This is a genomic window from Sorangium sp. So ce363 (genome assembly GCF_051520435.1).
GTDB classification, from domain to species: Bacteria; Myxococcota_A; Polyangia; order Polyangiales; family Polyangiaceae; genus Sorangium; species Sorangium cellulosum_B.
Genome location: NZ_CP150333.1, coordinates 11,927,430 through 11,947,929, shown reverse-complemented (window position 1 = coordinate 11,947,929; position 20,500 = coordinate 11,927,430). Strand labels below are relative to the sequence as shown.

The 20,500-nt window shown below is 73.1% G+C and carries 13 protein-coding genes; 1 reads left to right on the top strand and 12 read right to left on the bottom strand.

Features of this window, described 5'->3' with window-relative positions:
* Nucleotides 1-18: 18 nt before the first annotated feature.
* The 12 genes from WMF12_RS44910 to WMF12_RS44855 all read right to left on the bottom strand — a co-directional run bounded on the left by WMF12_RS44910 (nucleotide 19) and on the right by WMF12_RS44855 (nucleotide 18,984).
* The gene (locus WMF12_RS44910; RefSeq protein ID WP_437742884.1) at nucleotides 19-741 is read right to left on the bottom strand and encodes a ClpXP protease specificity-enhancing factor SspB; all 723 of its coding nucleotides are present in this window, start codon (nucleotides 739-741) and stop codon (nucleotides 19-21) included.
* Between the two features lie 205 nt (nucleotides 742-946).
* Complete coding sequence (locus WMF12_RS44905; protein ID WP_437854859.1) at nucleotides 947-2,269, bottom strand: phenylacetate--CoA ligase family protein; 1,323 nt, start codon at nucleotides 2,267-2,269, stop codon at nucleotides 947-949.
* Between the two features lie 283 nt (nucleotides 2,270-2,552).
* Nucleotides 2,553-3,476: a DMT family transporter gene (locus WMF12_RS44900; RefSeq protein ID WP_437742882.1), complete on the bottom strand. Its 924-nt coding sequence runs from the start codon at nucleotides 3,474-3,476 to the stop codon at nucleotides 2,553-2,555.
* Between the two features lie 55 nt (nucleotides 3,477-3,531).
* A complete protein-coding gene (locus tag WMF12_RS44895; RefSeq protein ID WP_437854857.1) occupies nucleotides 3,532-5,241 on the bottom strand; it encodes an IgGFc-binding protein in 1,710 nt (569 codons plus the stop codon).
* Nucleotides 5,242-5,819: 578 nt separating this feature from the next.
* Entirely contained in the window at nucleotides 5,820-8,864 is a 3,045-nt protein-coding gene (uvrA, locus tag WMF12_RS44890) for an excinuclease ABC subunit UvrA (RefSeq protein WP_437854855.1), read from the bottom strand.
* A 137-nt stretch (nucleotides 8,865-9,001) separates the two neighbouring features.
* Complete coding sequence (locus WMF12_RS44885; RefSeq protein ID WP_437854852.1) at nucleotides 9,002-9,772, bottom strand: PP2C family protein-serine/threonine phosphatase; 771 nt, start codon at nucleotides 9,770-9,772, stop codon at nucleotides 9,002-9,004.
* Between the two features lie 454 nt (nucleotides 9,773-10,226).
* Nucleotides 10,227-10,670, bottom strand: coding sequence for a hypothetical protein (locus tag WMF12_RS44880; protein ID WP_437854850.1), 444 nt, complete (start codon nucleotides 10,668-10,670; stop codon nucleotides 10,227-10,229).
* Nucleotides 10,671-10,683: 13 nt separating this feature from the next.
* Nucleotides 10,684-11,661 (bottom strand): DUF2894 domain-containing protein, encoded by a 978-nt coding sequence (locus WMF12_RS44875; protein ID WP_437854848.1) that lies wholly within the window; start codon nucleotides 11,659-11,661, stop codon nucleotides 10,684-10,686.
* Between the two features lie 29 nt (nucleotides 11,662-11,690).
* Nucleotides 11,691-12,323, bottom strand: coding sequence for an OmpA family protein (locus WMF12_RS44870; protein ID WP_437742875.1), 633 nt, complete (start codon nucleotides 12,321-12,323; stop codon nucleotides 11,691-11,693).
* Between the two features lie 115 nt (nucleotides 12,324-12,438).
* A complete protein-coding gene (locus WMF12_RS44865) occupies nucleotides 12,439-15,828 on the bottom strand; it encodes a hypothetical protein (protein WP_437854846.1) in 3,390 nt (1,129 codons plus the stop codon).
* Between the two features lie 18 nt (nucleotides 15,829-15,846).
* Nucleotides 15,847-16,653, bottom strand: a complete 807-nt coding sequence (locus WMF12_RS44860; RefSeq protein WP_437854844.1) for a hypothetical protein — start codon at nucleotides 16,651-16,653, stop codon at nucleotides 15,847-15,849.
* A gap of 192 nt (nucleotides 16,654-16,845) precedes the next feature.
* On the bottom strand, nucleotides 16,846-18,984 hold the full coding sequence (locus WMF12_RS44855) for a prolyl oligopeptidase family serine peptidase (protein WP_437854841.1): 2,139 nt from the start codon (nucleotides 18,982-18,984) through the stop codon (nucleotides 16,846-16,848).
* Nucleotides 18,985-19,358: 374 nt separating this feature from the next.
* On the opposite strand from WMF12_RS44855, the gene WMF12_RS44850 reads away from it, so the two are divergent.
* Nucleotides 19,359-20,465, top strand: coding sequence for an AraC family transcriptional regulator ligand-binding domain-containing protein (locus WMF12_RS44850; protein WP_437854839.1), 1,107 nt, complete (start codon nucleotides 19,359-19,361; stop codon nucleotides 20,463-20,465).
* Nucleotides 20,466-20,500: the final 35 nt, after the last annotated feature.

Below are 20,500 nucleotides of genomic sequence, written 5' to 3'. Positions count from 1 at the left end.
GCAGTAGCGTCAGTAGCGTTACTTGATGACCCGCAAATAGGGGGGCAGTTCGCGCTTCGGCTTGCCCGCCCCTTGGCGAGGCTTGGGCTCGGGCTCACCGGAGCCACCCGATTCGTCGTCTTCGCGCTCCTCGGTGGACCGCACCGGCGCGAGGGCCGGCACCGGCGCGAGCGGCCTCACGGGCGCGCCGGCGTCCCGCGCCGGGGCCTCGCCCGCGCCGAGGCGCTCGCCGGCCTCCACGGACTCGAGCTGGGGGCGCGCCCTGTCGCGCGCCGGCGCCTCGTCCGCCGCCTCGTCGCTCCGCTCGTCGTCGCCGCTGGGGGGCGCGACGGCGGCGAGCCGAGGGCGCGGCCTCTTGGCGGGCTTCTGCGGCGGGGCGACGGCGGGACGCTGCTGCTTCTGCGCGGCGAGATCGGCCGGGATGTCCTCGGGCCACACCATGCCGCGCTGGTCCTCGCTCACGAGCGCCCAGATCGCGTGCCACGGCAAGCGGCACCAGAACGGCGCGCGGTTGAACGACAGGGTGCAGCTGATCCCGTCGTCGTCCACCTTGAGGTCGGGGATGGCGATCGCCATGTTCATGCCGACCTGGAGGATCAGCTGCGGCTGTCCCGTGAACCACTTGGGGACGGAGACACCGGGCCGGCGCGGATCGAGGTGGATGAACACGCTCGGCTCTCGCTCGAGGAGGGCCAGCGCGACGTCCTTTTTCGGCGGGAGCGGTCTCTGCACGTCGGACATCGTACTGCTCTGCCCAATACCCCGGACCGCGCGGCTCCGCCAGCGCTTCGGGGAGGCCACGCGCCGAGCAGCGTGCCGGGTGAGCAGGCCGCCGCGCCCCCGCCACCAGGCGCTCCAGCAGATCTGTAGAAAACGCGCTGTGAGCGCAGCGCGCGGCGCGGCCGGCGCCGGCGCCGCTCGAGCCTCCCGGCAGCCCCGGCGACGCTCACGCTGCGCGCCCCCGGCCCAGCTGGACGGGGACCTCGGAGAGGGTGACCCGGTGCTTGCCGCCGCTCGTGAGGGGGATCTCGTCGACGATCTGGACGCAGACCTCCGCGCGCTCGCCCAGGTGCTGCCGGACGAGGCGCTCGATGAGCCTCGCGGTCTCGGGCTGGAAGCCCTTGCCCGGCACGAGCTTGACCGTGAGCGCGCGCCGCCGGTCCTGGTGGACCTGGTAGCGGGCGATGGTCGGCTGGTCCTTGATGAGGTGCGGGAAGAACTCCCCGGCGAGCAGCTCGCCGTCGGGGCCGACGAGCAGGTCGAGGACGCGGCCCTCGACGGAGGCGAGCATCGGCAGCCCGCGGCCGCACGCGCACGGCGCGCCGGCGGCGATCGCGACGTCCTGGTTCTTGTAGCGGATGAGCGGCATCGAGCGGCAGACGAGGTCGGTGACGACGACCTCGCCGGGCTCGCCGGGGAGGGCGTGCCGCCCGTCCCGGAGCAGCTCGACGAACACGTTCTCCATGTTGATGTGCTTGCCGGCGTGCCGCTCGCACTCGGCGGCGATCAGCATGAGCTCCCGGCAGCCGTACCGATCGAACACCGGCGCGCCGAACGCGCGCTCGATGGCCTCGCGCTGGTGCGCGAACAGCCGCTCGGCGCTGGTGACGATGCCGCGCGGCGCGGGGAGCGCGCGGCCATCCGAGAGCGCGTAGCGCGCCGCGTGGTACAGCGCGCTCGCGTACCCGACGATGAGCTGCGGCCGGTACCGCGCGATCTCGTCGAGCAACGCGGCGAGGCGCCGGTCGGACAGGTCGAAGGCGGAGATCATCTTCTTGCGGAGGATGGCCTCGTGAAGGGAGCGCTTGGCCTTCGTCGCGAGCGTCTCGCTGACCAGCACGGCGCTCCACAGGTGGAGCTCCCGGTCGCCGAGCCGGGCGCCCGCCCACCCGTCGGACCGCATGGCGGCCGCGATGCGGCGCTCGTAGGTGCGGTGGTCGAACCGGAACTGCACCGGCTCCCCCGTCGACCCGCCCGTGCCGCTCGCGTAGAGCCGGCCGACGAAGCCCTCGGCGAGGAGATCCTGCCCGTGGGCGCGGAGGTCGGCCCTCGTGAGGACGGGGAACCGCAGGAGGTCCTCCGGCGCCTTCACCGAGGCGGCGCGCACGCCGTGCTCGGCGAAGCGAGCCCGGTAGAACGGGACGTGCTGCTCGGCGAACTGGAGGGCGGCGAGCATCCGCCGGAAGCTGAGATCGCGAATCTCATTCTCCGATCGCCACTGGGAGCGCTCTATCCGCTCCAGGTCTTTCAGGGTCTCCCTGCCCCTCAAACGGGTCTCGTAGAGCGGAAACAGGATGTTTCGAAACAGCCCACCGTACATGCGGGAGAGCGTTCTTTCGAATCATCGACCGTCAAGCGCGCGCGGGCGCCTCTCCCGTGAAATCCATGTGTTCGAGGCGCGGAGTCCGACCGGAGCGGCGCGCGCGGGCAAACTCCGTCGCAGCAGAGCCGGTGAGCGCTCGGCGCGACCGCTGCCCGGACACACGCAGTCAGGCGTTCACGCCGCGCCGGGCATCGAGCGCCAGCCGGGGGCGCGCCGGCGGGGGCGCGCGTCAGCCTGCGCTCGTGGCCGCGGACGAGCTCGACCCGAGGATCGCGACGGTGGCGCCGGCGAGGATGATCGCGGCGCCCGCGATCTCGAGCGCGGTCGGGGTGGCGTGGAGCCACAGGGCGCCGATGACGATCCCGCCGAGCGTCTCGCCGGGGGACACGAGCGCGACGATGGATGGGGACATGCGGCGCGCCGCGATCTGGACCGCGGTGTGGCCGACGACGGTGGGGACGAGCGCGAGCGCGACGATGGCGACGGCGGCGTGGGCCGGCGGCGGGGCGACGCCCTCGAGCGCGCCGGGCGCGAACGGGAGCGCCACGGCGAGGAAGACGGCGGCGCTGCCGTAGACGAGGGCGGCGTAGCTCCGCGCCGGCAGCGCGTCCCGGAGCGCGCGGGCGAAGGACACGTAGAGGCCGTAGAGGAGGGTGGCGCCGACGACCAGGAGGTCGCCCGAGAGCCGGTGATCGCCTGCGCCGGCCGAGCGCGCGACGACGAGCGCGCCGACGGTGGCGAGGAGCACGCCCGCCTGCTCGGAGCGCGTGGGGCGGACGCCGAAGAACGCCCACGCGCAGAGCACGACGGCGAGCGGCTCGAGCGAGACGAGCGAGAGGGCCGCGGCGAGGGACGTGCGGTCGAGCCCCCAGAGGAAGAGCGCGAAGTGGACGGCGAGCAGGAGGCCGGCGCAGAGGACGGCGGCGCCCTGGCGCGGCGAGAGGCGGGCAGCCGAGCGGGCGATCGCGCGCAGGTCGACCAGGGAGAGCGCGATCGCGGCGAGGGCGACCCGGCCGAAGGCGATGGCGAGCGGGTGGACCGGGCGCGCATAGCGGGCGAGCGGGCCGCTCGCGGCGAAGGCGAGGCTGGCCAGGACGACGAAGAGCGCGGCGCGGCGGGCGCGACGTGCCGAGGAGCGCGGCTCGTCCGTCATGCGAGGGTGCTAGTTCAGGAGACCGGGAAAGACAACCAGCGCGGCGCGCGCGGGGTCAGCGGGGCGGGGGCGGCGGGGGCGCGATGGCGACGAGGTTGAGCCCGCCAGGGTACTGGTAGCTCGTGTAGGCGCCGTAGCCGAGCACCTGGATGCCGACGGGCGCCGAGGCGGTCAGCACGTGCGCGCCGCCGTTGCCGGGGCCGAGCCGGACACGCGCGACACCGAAGCCGGAGCCGTTGCCGATCGGGGTCGGGGCGACGTCGACCGAGCCGTCGTCGAGCGTGATCGCGGCGTCGAGCGGCTGGATGATGTCGACGTAGCTCTCATCGTAGTCGCTCGGCGCGAGGAAGACGTACTTGGAGCGGTATTGCTCTACCGCGGTGGGGTGGCTCTGCGACGGATCGCCCTTCTGGCGAGACTCGGTGTCCGCATCGACGATCTCGGCGCCGAGCATGAACGTGCTGACCGCGAACTCGTGGTCTCCCACGACCTCGAAATCCCGCCTCACCACGTCGAGGTCGACGACCTGGCCAGCGTCGATGGTGGTCGGCGCGCCGTCCGGCTTGCCGGACGGATATGTCAGCGCCGTGCCATCGACGTTCCCGTAGAGGCGCACGATGTGGCCGATGACGCGGCCGCCCGGCGACGTCGGGAGCGTCACGAAGTACCGCTTGCCCAGCGTCTCGGCGGGGAACACGGACTCCTCGATGTGGTCGCAGGCCTGGTGGCCGACCGGCGCCTGCACGCACGGTATGCCCGTCAGCACCTGGACAGGGCGGGTCGCGGTGACGAGGCTGCCGCTGAGGTCGCTCCTCGGGTGCCCGAGGACCTCGACGACATCCCCCTCGTCGAGCTGGACGGTGAAGCTGCCGCCGCCGCTCGTCCGGGGGATGCCGTCGCCCGCGACCACCGAGCCTCCCTGGGCGACGTTCACGGTGACGCTGGTGCCGTCCTGGATCCCGCTGATGACGATGTAGCCGCCGAAGTCCGCCTCCGCCCAGCCGCGCTGGCCCGTGATGCGGTAGTTGCCTGTCATCGCGGTGCTCGGCAGGAGCAGCGACGCGTCGTTGGTGAAGGAGAAGCAGCCGAAGGGCTCCCCGTCGTTGGCCGCGCACGCCTCGTTGCCAGGGCAGGACGACCAGTCCTTCCCGGACGGGCCGCCCTCTCCCTTGTACTCGAGCGCGTTGAATTGATAGACCGTGACCGGCCTGGTCGAGACGAGGTGGTAAGCGCCGCCGTCGACGCGGACGGAGCTCGTGATCGAGTCGCCCCCGGTGCAATGGGTGGCGTCGGGCCCCTTCAGCTCGCGCACCCAGGGGAGGTAGATCTTGCTCAGGCTGTTGGGCTTGACCTCGGCGCGCGCCACCGCGGCGCCGGCGCGCGTCACCTCGACCTCGGCGATCTCGTCGCCGGCGTTCGCGACGACGACCGCGTAGTCGAAGATCGACCAGACGATGTTCGCGGTGACCGTGGGCCAGAAGTCACAGCCGATATAGGATTTGCTCGCGGCGGCCTCCGCGCACGTCTTCGGGTCGCCGACCAGCTCGGGGCCGACGTCGCCGCCCCCGGTGCCGGCGCCGATGTCGTCGCCGAAACCGCCGGAGCTCATCGACCCGACGGCGTCGCCGCCCGAGCCGCCGCCGCTGGAGGTGGTCCCAGGCCGAGGGTCGCCCGCCGACGAGCCGCTGGCGGAACACGCCGCCGCCGAGGCGGCGCCCACCCAAAGTCCTACGCCGAGAAATAGAGCATGCTTCGAGATCTGCATGGGCCCTCCCGTCAACGGATCTCGAGCGCAGGGGCCTGTACGACAGCCCCGCTGGCACGAGAACTCATGATGTTGTTCGCTGAAGGTGCTGGTCGGGTGCTCGCGCACTCCTGGACACGTTGGTGTCCATCGATCCCGGCTACGCGCTTTTGCAGCGCGGCGCAAGCCGATCGAATAAATCAGTCAAGGGCGCCACCAATGAATATCGCGCTTCTCTGAAATGGATGGTCAGCAAGAGACGCAAATCACAAATGCGTCTGTCTCAGGCGCGTCGGAATGAGCCGTCGCAGACGTTCTCTGCCCCACTCTGCCCCAGATGATCCATCCCCGCTCGGCCAGCGCCCGCACAGGACAAGAGGGCATAGGTGTTAGCCGAGCTCGTTCGGTTGCATTCAGCGCACGAGCTCGCCCCACCATCAGTCACCAATGTGAACGTGAACGTGGTCGTGAACGTGAACGTGAACGCGGTCGTGGTCGTTCACGGTCCAACGTTGACGACCACGACCACGACCACGACCACGTTCACGACCACGACCACGACCACGTTCGAATGTAGGAGAACGCGGCGCTAGGCTTCGTTAACGCCTAGGGGGGAGAAGGGGGCTAAGGAACTGTCCTGTGTACGAGCCCTTCACCTTCGCGACGTGCTCCGGCGTCCCCTCGGCGATGACCCGGCCGCCGCCAGCGCCGCCCTCGGGGCCGAGATCGATCACCCAGTCCGCGCACTTGATGACGTCGAGGCTGTGCTCGATCACCACCACCGTGTTCCCCGCCTCGACCAGCCGGTGGAGCACGCCGAGCAGCTTGCGGATGTCCTCGAAATGCAGGCCCGTCGTGGGCTCGTCGAGGACGTAGAGCGTTCGCCCCGTCTGGCTCTTGCCGAGCTCCCGGCTCAACTTCACGCGCTGCGCCTCGCCGCCGCTCATCGTCGGCGCGCTCTGGCCGATCTTCATGTACCCGAGGCCGACCTCGACCAGCGTCTCGAGGACGCGGCGCAGCGCGACGTGGTGCTCGAAGAGACGCAGGCAATCCTCGATGCTGGTGTCGAGGATATCCGCGATGCTCTTGCCCTTGAACCGCACCGCGAGCGTCTGCGCGCTGTACCGCTTGCCGGCGCACACCTCGCACGGGACATAGACGTCGGCGAGGAAGTGCATCTCCACCTTCACCATGCCGTCGCCGCTGCACGCCTCGCAGCGCCCGCCCTTCACGTTGAAGCTGAACCGCCCTGGACCGTAGCCGCGCGCGCGCGACTCCGGCAGCTCGGCGAAGATCTCGCGGATCTGGTCGAACGCCTTCGTGTACGTCCCCGGGTTCGAGCGCGGCGTGCGGCCGATCGGCTTCTGATCGATCGCGATGACCTTGTCGAGCGCCTCGAGCCCCTGGATCGCGCGGTGCGCGCCGACCGGCTCGGTGCTGTGGTGAAGCGCCCGGCCCAGCGCCGGCAGGAGGATGCCGTTCACCAGCGAGCTCTTGCCGGCGCCGCTCACCCCGGTCACCGCGAGCAGCACCCCGAGCGGGAAGCGGACGTCGATGCTCCTCAGGTTGTGCTCGGCCGCGCCCAGGATCTCCAGCCACCCGCGCGGCGCGCGCCGCGCCTCGGGCACCTCGATGCGCGCGCGCCCCGCCAGGTACGCCCCGGTCACGCTCTCGGGGTCACGCGCGATCTCCTCGGGCGTCCCCGCGGCCATCACCCGGCCGCCGAGGTGCCCGGCCCCGGGACCGAAATCCACGACGTAGTCGGCGGCCCGGATCGTCTCCTCGTCGTGCTCCACCACGAGCACCGTGTTGCCGAGATCCCTGAGGCGCCGCAGCGTCTCGATGAGGCGCTGGTTGTCCCGCTGGTGCAGGCCGATGCTCGGCTCGTCGAGCACGTACATCACCCCGGAGAGCTCGCTGCCGAGCTGGCTCGCCAGCCGGATGCGCTGCGCCTCGCCGCCGCTCAGCGTCGGCCCCGAGCGGTCGAGCGTCAGGTAGTCGAGCCCCACGTTCAGGAGAAAGCTGAGCCGGCTCGTGATCTCGCGCCGCACCCCCTCCGTGATCTTCTGCCGGTTGCCCGGCAGCTCCAGCCGGGCGAAATGCTCGTAGGCGTCCCTCACCGTCATCGCGGTGACGTCGGCGATCCCCTTGGCCGCGACGCGCACCGCGAGCGACTCGGGGCGCATCCGCCGGGAGCCGCAGGCGTCGCACGGGCGCTCGCTCATGAACTTGCGGTAAGCGTCCCGCGCCGACTCGGACGACGACTGCTGGAACCGGCGCATCAGGCTGGGGATCACGCCTTCGAACTTCATGCCCCAGGTGCCGTGCGTCTCGGTCCCCTCCTTCCCCCACGTCACCGCGATGCGCTTGCCGGAGAGGCCATGGAGCACCATCTCCTGCTTCTTCGCCCCGAGCTTGCGCCAGGGCACGTCGAGGTCGACGGAGCACGCCTTGGCCACGGCGTCGATGATGCGGAACGTCCAGCCCTCCCCGCGCGCCATGGCCGACGCCCAGGGGGCGATGGCGCCCTCCCGGATCGACAGCGCAGGATCCGGGATCACGAGGGCCGGATCGATCTCGAGGCGGGTGCCGAGGCCGTTGCAGGCGCCGCACATGCCGAGCGGGCTGTTAAAGGAGAAGCTCTGCGGCGAGAGCTCGGGGAAGCTCTGGCCGCAGCAGGAGCGCGCGGCGCTGAACAGCAGCGGAGCGTCGGGGCGACGCCGCCGCCCGGACGCCCCCTCGTCGGCCTGGAGCTCGACCCGGAGCTCGCCGCGCCCCTCCTGGAGCGCGACCTCGACCCCCTCCGTGATGCGCTGGCGCTCGTCCGCCCGCACGACCAGCCGGTCCACCACGAGCGCGATGGTGTGCTTGAGCTTCTTGTCGAGCTTCGGCAGCTCGTCGAGCCGGTGCTGCGCCCCGTCGATCTCGACCCGCACGAAGCCGCGGCCCCGGAGCTCCTCGAACAGGTCCTTGAACTCCCCCTTCCGGTGCGTCACGAGCGGCGCGAGCAGCACGAACTTCGTCCCCTCCGGCATCCCGAGGAGCTCGTCGACGATCTGCTCCGAGCTCTGCGCCTTCACCGGCTTGCCGCAGAGGTGGCAATGCTGCTCGCCGGCGCGCGCATAGAGCACGCGCAGGTAATCGTAGACCTCCGTGATCGTGCCGACCGTGGAGCGCGGGTTGCTCGACGCGCTCTTCTGCTCGATGGCAATGGTCGGCGACAGGCCGCGCAGGTGCTCGACCTGCGGGCGCTCGATCTGACCCAAAAACTGGCGCGCGTAAGAGCTCAGCGTCTCGACGTAACGCCGCTGCCCCTCGGCGTAGAGCGTGTCGAACGCCAGGCTCGACTTGCCCGAGCCGCTCACCCCCGTGAACACCACGAGCTTCCGCTTCGGCACCTCCAGCCGATCGATGCGGAGGTTGTGCTCCCGCGATCCGAGCACCTCGATGAAATCCGGCTCGCGCGCCGCGTCGAGGAGCTTGAGCGCCGGCCGGTGGTGCTCCGCAGGATCGAGCTCCGCCGCCGCCGGGCCGGCGCGCCGCGCGCCCGATGAGCTGCCCTTCCCCGGCTTGCTCAGCGCCGCGCTCCGGGACGGGGATTCGATGGATTGCGGGTGTGTGGATCCGTTCGTTCGCGCGACCATTGGGATTCCCCACCGCCATTAACACGGTGGCGCGCTCTCTGGCACCTCCAGGCACGCCGTGTTCCATGGAAAAACTGGCGGGCTGAGCGCAATGCTCTCGCCCGCACACCGCCGGAGCGGCAGCGCGGGCGCGCGGATCAGCGCCTGGTCGGGCCGCCGGGCGAAGCGCGCCAGCGCACGACAACGCAGGTGACGTTATCGGGGCCACCGTTCTCGTTGGCGCGCTTGACGAGCCGGGACGCGATGCCGGCCAGATCGGCGTGGGTCGCCAGGATACTTGCGATATCTTGCGCCGGCACCACGCCGGACAGGCCGTCTGAGCAGAGCAGGAGGACATCCCCTCCCTCGATGGCGTCGATCCGCGTCTCGACGTCGACCGCCTCGTCGGTGCCGAGGGCGCGGGTGATCACGTGCTGGAGCGGGAACGAGCTGGCCTGCTCGGGGAGGAGGTGGCCGAGCCGGATGCACTCGTTGACCAGCGAGTGATCGCGCGTGAGCTGCTCGAGGCGATGATCGCGGAGGCGGTATACGCGGCTATCGCCCACGTGCGCGACGGCGATGAAGCCGTCGCGCGCCAGCACGGCCGCGATCGTGGTGCCCATGCCGCGCTTCTCCCGGTCGCGCCGCGCGGCGGAGAAGATGCGGCCGTTCGCGAGCTGGATGCCCGCGACGAGCAGGGGGAGCCCCTGATCGACGTAGCGCGCCTCCGAGCCCCGCGTCGTGGGCGGCCCCACGCCGACGGCGACAGGCCAGGTGGAGTCCGGGTCGTCGAAGAAATCACGCACCGTATCGATCGCCATGCGCGAGGCGACCTCCCCGGCGGCGCGCCCTCCCATGCCGTCGGCCAGGAGGAACAGCCCCCGGGGCTCGAGGATCGCGAAGCTGTCCTCGTTCGTCTCTCGGACCATGCCAGGATGGCTGATCCCGGCGGCTTCAAAAACGAGGTGACGCTGCACGGCGCTTCCCTCCAGCTTGCTCGCAGGCACGCTCTGCCGGACTGCCGGACGACGGGCGCGCGTCTTCCGTCATCGCGTCATCCACACCCTTCCGGCGCCTTCCTCGGACCGATCGCGCGACACGGGGTGCTTCGTCTGCTCATCTTGCCGCCCGCTCCGACTGCTCCTAGCGAGCCTACGCGCCAAGGATCGGTCGCGTCCACCAGATCAGGCCTCGGGGCGCGCCCGCCCGCGGCCGTCCGCGCAGGGCTCCGCACGGTGGGCGATTGCGCCTCACGCCGCGCGCCCGTCGCCGTTCCGTTTCCAACGTCTTGATTTGCCGCGGCTTCGGGGCGGCCTCCCGTCGGGCCAGCGAGCCGACCGGGCCGCCGGGCCGAGCCGGGGACGCCGGCGCGCGGCGGCCTCGTCACGGGACCGCGAACCGGTCGGCGCCGCCGCCGGAGCACGCGCTCAGCGCGAAGCCGAACCGGTCGTCGGTGCCCTCCTGCATGATGCGCTCGAGGTTGCGGCACTCGTGGCGGAAGACGCCCCGGAGCGCGTAGCGATCCTTGCTGTCCACGACGACCACGACGCCCGTGAGCGTGACCTCGAGGCGGTAGGTGACGGGATCGCCTTCGATGGTGTACCGCGTGGTCGTGAACTCGGACGGGTCGTGGTTCCTGTACGCCTGCCAGATGCACTCGCGCGCCGCGCCGTTGTAGCCGTCGCCGCGCTTGACCACCTCGGTGCCGCACTGCTTGAGCGGCGGCGTGAGCGGCCCGCTCTGCACCTTGTCGGGCGAGGACGAGCAGGAGCTGGCGAGCAGGAAGAGCGCGAGGGAAGCGAGCGATCGGCCTGGCGAGCAAAGCATGGGGACTACTTACCTAACGCGATCCGCGAAAAAGGGATTCTTTTTTTCGGACGGACCGGGCCGGCCGTCGGCGAGGGGCGGCGTCGCTCGTGTTCCGAGGGGCGGCTTTTTTCCGCGCTGGCTTCTCGGGCTGCGGCTCGAGCGCGGCGGCCAGGGCGCCGAGGTCCTGGAGGCCGGCCACGAGCGCGCGCAGGTAGTGCTCCGAGAGCCGCTCGGCGGCGCAGAGCGCCCGGGAGGCGAGCACCTGGGCGTTGTAGGGGCCGGCGTCCTCCGGCACGTTGTCGGCCGCGCGCGCGACGGCGAGCGTGGCGCGCGCGCTCACCAGCGACTCGTGGAACAGCGCGGTGGACAGCGCGCTGCTGAGGGCCTGGGCTTGCCGCTTCACCCGGCGCTCGACGACGTCGCCGTCGCACGGGAGCTCCGCGAGATCGCGCGCGAGCGGCCCGGGGAGGCGCACGTCGCGCGCGGCCACCTCGCCGCGAAGGCGCGCGAGCGAGGGGACGGCGGTCGTCTTCCGCTCGGCGGCGAGCGCGCGCAGGCGGCGGCGCGCGGTCCTCACGACGGCGGGGAAATCGCCGAGCGCGAGCGCCGCGGCCAGGGCGCCGTCGTGAGGGAGGCCGGCGTCGGCGAGGGCGCGGAGGTGGGCCTCGGCGTCGGCGCGGGCGCGGTGGAAGGCGGCGTCGAGCGCCGCGAGCCGCGCGGAGGCGCGGGCAGCGAGGCGCGCGCGGGCGCCGCCGTCGAGGGCGCGAGCGCGCTCGAGGAGCGCCTCGACGAGGCGGTAGCCCGCGGGGTCGAAGCGGTGGGCGCCGGCCGCCCGCAGGGCGGCGAGGCGCGCGTCGGCCGGGGGCGACCCGGGTTGGGGGCACGCGGCCGACCCAGGTTGGGGGGACGCGGCCGACCCAGGTTGGGGGGACGCGGCCGACCCAGGTTGGGGGGACGCGGCCGACCCGGGTTGGGGGGACGCCGCGGCCAACCCGGGTTGGGAGGGCATTGTCGGAGAAAAATCCGACGTGGATGTCATCAGGGCGCGCCTCGCCGCGGGATCGGCGAGATCTCCACCCGGCGGTTCTTCGCCCGGTTCTCGCTCGTGTCGTTGGGCGCCACCGGGTGCCGCTCTCCGAAGCCGGCCGCGAACAGCGACGTGTCGGGGACACCCGCCGCGGCGAGCGCCCGCGTCACCGTGAGCGCTCGCTGCGCCGAGAGCTCCCAGTTGTCGGCATAACCGCGGGACGAGCTCGTGAGCGGGCGGTCGTCCGTGAAGCCGCTCACCATGATGAGCTCGTCATGATGCTCGAGGTACGCCTTGAGCGGGTCGGCCAGCGCGCGGAGCAGCGCGATGCCCGCAGGCTGAAGCTCGGCCGAGTTGAGCTCGAACAGGATGCTGCCGCGGATCCCGATGCGCCCCTCCGTCAGGGTGATCCTTCCCTCGGCGAGCGGTCCGGCCAGGGCGCGCTCGAGCGTTTCCAGACGCGCGCGCTCCGTCGCGCGGGTAGCGCGCTCGGCGGCGAGATCGCGGGCCAGATCGACCTGAAACGAGATCGCCCAGACGAAAAAGAGCACGAAGAGGCCGAAGAGACAGGCCATGAGGTCGCCGAAGACCGGCCAGACCGCCGCCTGCTCGGGGACATCGTCTTCGGCCGGCGTCAGGGACATCGCATCGCTCTCGCGGCGGACGTCAGCAAACGCGGTGAGATCTCGCCACGATCCGCCGAGCGCACGGTCTCCGGGCGCGAGAGACCAGGGCCAGACGCACGCGAGGCGCGGCGCATCAGCTCGTCTTGCTCCTCAGCGCCCGCAGCTCGGAGAAGAGCTCGCGCTGGAACTGCAGCGAGTGATCGAAGACCTCACGGGTCTGGTCGAGGTAAGCGCCGAGGAGGTCCGTCGCCTCGCCGTGCTCCCGGCGCTCGATCGCGTCCTCGATCGCCCCCAGGCTGTTCAGCCAGCGATCGCTCGCGTCGCGGTAACGGTCAACCGCAACGGTGAACATCTCCGCCACAGACGTCATCTCGGCACCGCCGGCCCGCACGAGCTCCGAGGCCTCCCGCACCACCGCTGCGGTTGCCTCGAGGCTCTCGCCGAGGCCGCGGGCGTGGGCGCTGAGCCGCTCGGCGAGCCCGTCGGCCGCCTCCCGCCGCGCTCCGTCGAGCCGCTCCTCGAACGCCAGCAGCCGCGCCGCCTGCTCCGCCAGCTGCGCCCGCGCCGCCTCGCCCAGCGCCGCCACGCGCGCCTCCGCGCGCGCCTCGCGCTCCGCGCCGCTCCGCTCCGCCGCCTCCGCCAGCGCGGCCACCCGCTCCGCCTGCTCCCGCGCGCTCCCGGCCATCCCCGCCGTCGCCTCCGACAGCTTCTCCAGCAGCGCGTCCAGCCTCACATCCCGCGCTGCGTCCGCCTCCGCACGCACCGACAGCCGCTCCGACGCCTCCCCGATCAGCCGCGACGCCGCCTCCGGCGCCGCCTGCGCCGCCCGCGCCGCCTCCGACAGCGCGCCCGACAGCGCCTCGCCCAGCGCCGTCAGGTGCGCCGCCCGCTCCGCGTCCAGCTCCGCCTGCCGCTCCGCCGCTTCCGCGGCGCGCGCCGCATGCGCTCGCTCCAGCCGCTCGATCGCCTCCCCCACCACCGACGACAGCCGCTCCGCCTGGCCCTCCAGCCTCGACGCCGACGCCGTCTCGAGCTCGCGCCGGCGCGCGGCGGCCTCCTGGTCGAGCCGCTCGAGCCGCTTCGCTGCGCCCTCTTCCATCCGCTCCAGCCGCGACGCCACGCCCCCTTCCAGCCGCTCCAGCCGCGACGCCACGCCCCCTTCCATCTGCGCCAGGCTCTCGCCGAGGCCGCGGGCGTGGGCGCTGAGCCGCTCGGCGAGCCCGTCGGCCGCCTCCCGCCGCGCTCCGTCGAGCCGCTCCTCGAACGCCAGCAGCCGCGCCGCCTGCTCCGCCAGCTGCGCCCGCGCCGCCTCGCCCAGCGCCGCCACGCGCGCCTCCGCGCGCGCCTCGCGCTCCGCGCCGCTCCGCTCCGCCGCCTCCGCAAGCGCGGCCACCCGCTCCGCCTGCTCCCGCGCGCTCCCGGCCATCCCCGCCGTCGCCTCCGACAGCTTCTCCAGCAGCGCGTCCAGCCTCACATCCCGCGCTGCGTCCGCCTCCGCACGCGCCGACAGCCGCTCCGACGCCTCCCCGATCAGCCGCGACGCCGCCTCCGGCGCCGCCTGCGCCGCCCGCGCCGCCTCCGACAGCGCGCCCGACAGCGCCTCGCCCAGCGCCGTCAGGTGCGCCGCCCGCTCCGCGTCCAGCTCCGCCTGCCGCTCCGCCGCTTCCGCAGCGCGCGCCGCGTGCGCTCGCTCCAGCCGCTCGATCGCCTCCCCCACCACCGACGACAGCCGCTCCGCCTGGCCCTCCAGCCTCGACGCCGACGCCGTCTCGAGCTCGCGCCGGCGCGCGACGGCCTCCTGGTCGAGCCGCTCGAGCCGCTTCGCAGCGCCCTCTTCCATCCGCTCCAGCCGCGACGCCACGCCCCCTTCCATCTGCTCCAGCCGCGACGCCACGCCCCCTTCCAGCCGCTCCAGCCGCGACGCCGCGCCCCCTTCCATCTGCGCCAGGCTCTCGCCGAGGCCGCGGGCGTGGGCGCTGAGCCGCTCGGCGAGCCCGTCGGCCGCCTCCCGCCGCGCTCCGTCGAGCCGCTCCTCGAACGCCAGCAGCCGCGCCGCCTGCTCCGCCAGCTGCGCCCGCGCCGCCTCGCCCAGCGCCGCCACGCGCGCCTCCGCGCGCGCCTCGCGCTCCGCGCCGCTCCGCTCCGCCGCCTCCGCAAGCGCGGCCACCCGCTCCGCCTGCTCCCGCGCGCTCCCGGCCATCCCCGCCGTCGCCTCCGACAGCTTCTCCAGCAGCGCGTCCAGCCTCACATCCCGCGCTGCGTCCGCCTCCGCACGCGCCGACAGCCGCTCCGACGCCTCCCCGATCAGCCGCGACGCCGCCTCCGGCGCTGCCTGCGCCGCCCGCGCCGCCTCCGACAGCGCGCCCGACAGCGCCTCGCCCAGCGCCGTCAGGTGCGCCGCCCGCTCCGCGTCCAGCTCCGCCTGCCGCTCCGCCGCTTCCGCAGCGCGCGCCGCGTGCGCTCGCTCCAGCCGCTCGATCGCCTCCCCCACCACCGACGACAGCCGCTCCGCCTGGCCCTCCAGCCTCGACGCCGACGCGACGTCCGCCTCCCGCCGCGCGCGCGCCTCCTCGTCGAGGCGCCGCTCGACCGCCTGCAGCGCGCCGCCCGCGACCGCGCCAGCGCGCTCCACCGCCTCCGCCAGGATCGGCCTGACCACGCTCGCCGCGACGTCGGCGGTCTGCCGGAGGCCCGCGGCGATGTCGCCGCGGACCTCGGCCGCGGCGGCCGCGAACGAGGCGGCGGCCTGGCGCGCGCCCTCCACCTGGACCGCGAGCAGCCGCTCCTCGAGGCGCTCGAGCCGGCTCGTCGCCTCCCGGAGCGACGCCGCCGCGGCGGGGAGCGCCTCGCCCTGCCGCGCGAGCGCCTCCAGCGCCGCGAGCTGCCGCCCCGCCACCGTGAGCGCCGCGAGCGGGCCCGACGCGTAGGCCTGGAGCGCCGCCGCGGCCCGCGCCTCGGCCCGGCGCAGGAGCACGCCGGCGAGCCCGAGCACCCCCGACGCCGCGACGCCCGCCGCCGACGTGCCGAACGCGCGCGAGAGGCCCTGCATGGGCGCGGCCAGGCTCTCCCGCAGCGCGTCGACGTCGGCGCTCAGCGTCAGCGCCTCGCGGGCCCCCCGCAGCGTCTCGAACAGGCCGAGGAACGTGCCGAGCAGCCCGATCATCACGAGCAGGCCGACGAGGTACGACGCGAACGTCGTGCTCGCCGCGGGCAGCGCCGCGCCGGCGATCCGCGCCTCGAGCATCGATCGGAGCGGGGCGCCGCTCTGCTCGATCGCCGCCCGCGTCGCCGGCCGCGGCAGCGCGCCGAGCTCGCGCTCGATCCGGGCAGCCCGCCCCGCGCGCACGAACAGCTCGAGCGTGCCGAGCGCGAGCCCCAGCGCGATGAGCTGCACGAGGCGGTACGCGAGCGGGTCCGCCCCGCGGTAGACGAGCGCCGCCCGCCCCACCAGGGCGAGGCCGACCCCGCCGGTGAGGAGCACCAGGATCCGCGTCGTCCACTGCCGCGCCGTCGCGAACCGCATCGTGAAGCCCCCCGCGAGCTACGCGGGCGCGCCCGCCGCCGCCGCCCCGTCGACCAGCGAGAGCAGCCGGCCCGCCTCGTGCGCGAGCACCGCCTGGACCACGAGCTCCATGCGCTGGAGCTCCCGCAGGAGCCACTGCTCCTGCCCGAACCAGCCCGCGACGTCCTCGAGCCCGGCCCCCTCCGGCAGCGCGCCCACGGCCGCGCGGAAGGCCCGCGCGAAGGCGCGCGAGAGCCCGGGGACGAGCTCGGCGAGCGCGCGCTCGCGCCGCTTCTGGGTGGCAGCGGAGATCGCGGCGTCGAGCCGCTCGAGCCGCGCCGCCTCCGGGCCGAGCGCCCGCAGCGAAGGCGCGAGCTCCTCGCGCAGCGCGCGCGTCTCGAGCCGGATGCGGCCGAGGGCGCGGCCCATGAGCTCTCCGAACGGCTCCCAGAGCTGCCCTGCCGCGGACGCGAGCGGGCGCCCCCCGCGGTCGCGGGCCGCGCGGGCAGGCAACACCCCGGTCTGCTCCAGCGTCGCGTGCACCGCCACCGCGTCGGGGAGCTTGTTCCGCCGGTGGAACGGGGCGGCGAACACGTGGTCGAGCGCCTCCGCGAGCTCGCCGAGGCGATCGGCGGCGAGCGCCCGGACCTCGGCGCGAGCGCCCTCGGACGCCGGCGGCGGCGCGGCGTGGCGGTCGAGGAGCGAGAGCTCGCGCGCGAGCGAGACGCTCCCGTGCAGGTCCATGAGCCCGGCCAGCACCGCCGCAGGATCGGCGAGGTCCGCGAGCGGCGCGCGCGGGCCCTCCGCGAGCGCCGAGACGGCGGCCGCGAGGGGGCGCGAGATCAAAGGCCCGCGGCGGGAAGCCCCGGCTACGGGGTGAAGCGTTCGCACAGCGGCGCGTTGTTAGCCGTCGCGGCGCGGAGCCGCAAGCCTGTCCGTCGCCCCGCCCGCGGCGCGCGTCCCGCGCCTCACGCGCGCCGCTCGTGGTGCGCCGCGCGCCTCACGCGTCTTGCGGCGCACGCGCGCCGCCTCGACGCCTCACTGCTTGATCGCCGGCGCCTGCGCGCTCGTGGCCCACAGCGCGAACGAGATCTGGTCGGCGCCCTTCGCGACCGCCGACTTGATGAGATCCGCGCCGCCGTGCCCGGCGTTCCGCTCGATGCGGAGCAGGACGGGACCGCCCGCGCTCGCGGACTGCAGCGCGGCGGCGAACTTGCGCGCGTGCATCGGATCGACCCGATCGTCGCTGTCGGCCGAGAGCAGGAGGACCGGCGGATACCGCTTCCCCGACTGGACGTGGTGATAGGGGGAGTAGGCGTAGAGCGCCTTGAACTGCTCCGGATCGTCGGCGGAGCCATACTCGCTGATCCACGTCTTGCCGGAGCCGAACAGGTGGTATCGCACCATGTCGAGCAGGGGGACGCCGCAGAGGACGGCCCCGAACAGGTCGGGCCGCTGCGTGAGCGCGGCGCCGACGAGCAGGCCGCCGTTCGAGCCGCCCAGGACGGCGAGCCGCTCGGGCCGCGTGTACCCCTCGCCGACCAGGTGCTCCGCGGCGGCGATGAAGTCGTCGAAGACGTTCTGCTTCTTGAGCAGCATGCCGTCCCGGTGCCACGCCTCTCCGTACTCGCCGCCGCCGCGCAGGTTCGCCACCGCGTACACGCCGCCCCGCTCGAGCCAGGGGTACATCGAGGAGGTGAACGCGGGGGTCTGCGACATCTGGAACCCGCCGTAGCCGTAGAGCAGCGCGCGGGAGCTCCCGTCCTTCTTCATGTCCTTGCGGCGGACGATGAACATCGAGATCTTCGTGCCGTCCTTGGAGGGGAAGAAGGTCTGCTCGACGCTGAAGGGCGACGGATCGATGGGCACCTCGATGCGCGCGTAGAGCTCGGTCCGACCCGTCTTGATCGAGGTCGCGTGGATCTCGTGAGGCGAGGTGTAGGACTCGAACGAGAAATACGCCTCGTCCTCGTCGGGCAGCCCGGAAGGGCCGCCGACGGTGCCGATGCCCGGCAGCGGGACCTCGCGGACCAGCTTGCCGTCGAGCGCGCGCACCTCGACCCGGCTCGAAGCGTCCTTGAGATAGCTCAGCGCGAGGTGCCCACCCACGATGGAGACGCTGTCCAGCGTGGCGTCGGGGCGCTCCGGGACGATCTCCTTCCATGCGGCGCGATCCGGCCTGTCTGGATCGACCTCGAAGACGCGGTAATGCGGCGCGCCCTCGTCGGTGTGGACGTAGAGCCGGTCCTTGTAGACCTCGACGGTGTAGTGGGCGTCGCGCCCGACCGCGAGCGGCTTGTCCGCGGCCTGGCCGCCGGGCCTGCGGAGATCGCGAAAGTAGACGTCAGCCGAGGTCCACCCGTGAGAGACGGTGAGCACCAGGAAGCGGCCATCCTTGGAGAGGGACGCGTTAAGGAAGGTCCTTGGATCGCCCGTCCTGCCGCGCACCACGCGATCCTGCTTCGGATCCTGGCCGAGCCGGTGGAAGCGCACCTCGGCATAACCCGGCCGCTCGGCGACCGGGATGGACGGGTCCGTGGGGAGCCAGACGTAGTAGAAGCCGTCGCCGGAGGGCGTCCACGACGCATACGCGTACTTGGCCCCTTCGATGACGTCCACCTCGGAGCGCTTGCCGGACGCGACATCCATCACATAGAGCGTCGCCTCATCCGAGTTGTTCTGCTGGATCTTGTAGGCGACGTTCTTGCCGTCCCACGACACCTCCCATCCGCCCAGCGAGACGCTGCCGTCCTCGGACCAGGTATTCGGGTCGAACAGCACGCGTTCCTCGCCGCTCTTTCCCTCCTTCCAGTAGACGACCGACTTCTCCTTCGTCGCGTGCCGCCGGCTCAGGAAGTACCGGCCCCGGCGGTGGCGCGGCGCGGAGACCGCATCGATGTAGAATAGCTGCTTCAGCCTTGACGCGATCGCGTCCCGCTCGGGGAGCCGGGCGAGCTCGGCGCGCGTGAACGCGTCCTGAGCCTTCATCCACTCCTTCACCTCGGGCGCGTCGCCGTCCTCGAGCCAGCGGTACTTGTCGGTGATCTCGACCCCATGCACGGCGTTCGTCACCGGGGCCACGCGGGTGGGCGGGTACGCGGGGCGGCTGGGACCTTCGGACGCGGGCGCGGGCGCGGCGCTGGCCGCGGTGGGGAGCAGAGAGGAGCTTGCGGTCATGGTCGGACCCGATGGGTGTGCCTCGCCCCCTCCGCAGGCGCCAGCGAGAAACGCCGAGAGGAGCAGGCAGGGAGAGTACTTCATGGTGCGACAAGCATACCGTGCCCCTGCCGACAGGGGCACGCGGGTTCGCGGGGCTCGCGCCGGGGCGCGAGCGGCCTGGGAGGCGGGTCGCCGGGGAGGGCCGTGTTCCCGCGCCGGCCAGAGGGTGGGAAGTCACATGATGGGCTGGAATATCCGATAGATACGCTTCGAGCGCGCTCCTCGTCGTGTCCTGGCCTGGTGTTCGTGGCGGGGCTGGAGGGCCGGCTGCGGCATGACATCTCTTGATTCTCGAGAAGGCGTTTGCTCCTCTTGGCTCCTCACCTCGGACGATGCCTCCGCGCGGTATAAAAGGCGCAGCACCGAGCCACAGCGCTGCTGCCGGCTCTTTCCTGTCGATTCTCGTCTTTTCCGACGAGCTCGCCCCCGGCGCTGCGAACCGCCTCCGCGCCGAGGTGCTCGCCGGCATCGCGCTCGACGGCGTCGACGCCCGAGGTCCGGCCGAGAAGCTCCCCGAGCTCCTGGGGGCCGCGGTCGAGCTGACCCGCGCCGACGATCTCGGGCTTCGCCTTGCGAAGGCGGCGGACCCGCGCCGCTTCGGGGTCGTCACCTATGCTGCTTCCACGAGCCCCACGCTTCGCGCCGCCTACGAGCGGACCGCTCGCTACATCGGGCTCTGGAACGAAGGAGTCCGCCTCGAGCTCGATCGCGATCGCGCGGCGTGCCTCACGTCCATCGTGCTCCGGCCTCAGGGAAAAACGGCCATGGCCGCTCCCGATGGCCTTCGCCAGCTCGCGGAGCTCGGCAGCGCGACCATGCTGATGCTCGGCCGCTCCTTCACCGGTGCGCCGATCTCCCCGGTGCGCGTCGAGCTCGCGTCCTCGGCCCCGGCCGACGTGCGGCCTCACGAGCGCCTGTTCGCCGCGCCGATCGCCTGGAACGCGCCGGTGCCGCGGCTGATCTTCGATGACGCCGTGCTCGACCAGCCGCTGCCGCAGCACGACGCCGTGCTCCAGGAGCTCGTCTCCCGCTCTGCAGAGGCGCTCCTCGCCGCCCTGGCGACCCGGGAGACCTGGTGCGCGAGGACGCGGGAGGCGGTCGCCGCCCTCCTGCGGGACGGCTCGCCCGACATCGCCGGTGTCGCGAAGGCGCTGGGGACGAGCCGGCGCACGCTCCAGCGCAGGCTCACGAGCGAGGGCCAGACCTTCGAGTCGGTGCTCGATCACGTCCGATACGAGATGGCGGCGGGCTTCCTCGCCGACGAGCGGCGATCGATCGCCGACGTCGCGTGGCTCGTCGGGTTCCGCGAGCTCAGCGCCTTCTACCGGGCATTCCGGCGGTGGAGCGGGCGCACGCCGGCCGAGTACCGCGCTTCGCTGGCGCCAGGCGCCGCGACACAGCCGCGTCCGGGCAAGGCGCCGGCGCGCCGGGCTCCGTAGCGCGCCGAGCCCGCGCGCGGGCTCGATCCCTGGCA

Bases quoted from the DNA above. Each gene is read 5' to 3' on its own strand.
- WMF12_RS44910 (WP_437742884.1), bottom strand. From the start codon at position 741: ATGTCCGACGTGCAGAGACCGCTCCCGCCGAAAAAGGACGTCGCGCTG.
- WMF12_RS44900 (WP_437742882.1), bottom strand. From the start codon at position 3,476: ATGACGGACGAGCCGCGCTCCTCGGCACGTCGCGCCCGCCGCGCCGCG.
- WMF12_RS44895 (WP_437854857.1), bottom strand. From the start codon at position 5,241: ATGCAGATCTCGAAGCATGCTCTATTTCTCGGCGTAGGACTTTGGGTG.
- uvrA (WP_437854855.1), bottom strand. From the start codon at position 8,864: ATGGTCGCGCGAACGAACGGATCCACACACCCGCAATCCATCGAATCC.
- WMF12_RS44885 (WP_437854852.1), bottom strand. From the start codon at position 9,772: ATGGTCCGAGAGACGAACGAGGACAGCTTCGCGATCCTCGAGCCCCGG.
- WMF12_RS44880 (WP_437854850.1), bottom strand. From the start codon at position 10,670: ATGCTTTGCTCGCCAGGCCGATCGCTCGCTTCCCTCGCGCTCTTCCTG.
- WMF12_RS44875 (WP_437854848.1), bottom strand. From the start codon at position 11,661: ATGCCCTCCCAACCCGGGTTGGCCGCGGCGTCCCCCCAACCCGGGTCG.
- WMF12_RS44870 (WP_437742875.1), bottom strand. From the start codon at position 12,323: ATGTCCCTGACGCCGGCCGAAGACGATGTCCCCGAGCAGGCGGCGGTC.
- WMF12_RS44865 (WP_437854846.1), bottom strand. From the start codon at position 15,828: ATGCGGTTCGCGACGGCGCGGCAGTGGACGACGCGGATCCTGGTGCTC.
- WMF12_RS44855 (WP_437854841.1), bottom strand. From the start codon at position 18,984: ATGACCGCAAGCTCCTCTCTGCTCCCCACCGCGGCCAGCGCCGCGCCC.
- WMF12_RS44850 (WP_437854839.1), top strand. From the start codon at position 19,359: ATGCCTCCGCGCGGTATAAAAGGCGCAGCACCGAGCCACAGCGCTGCT.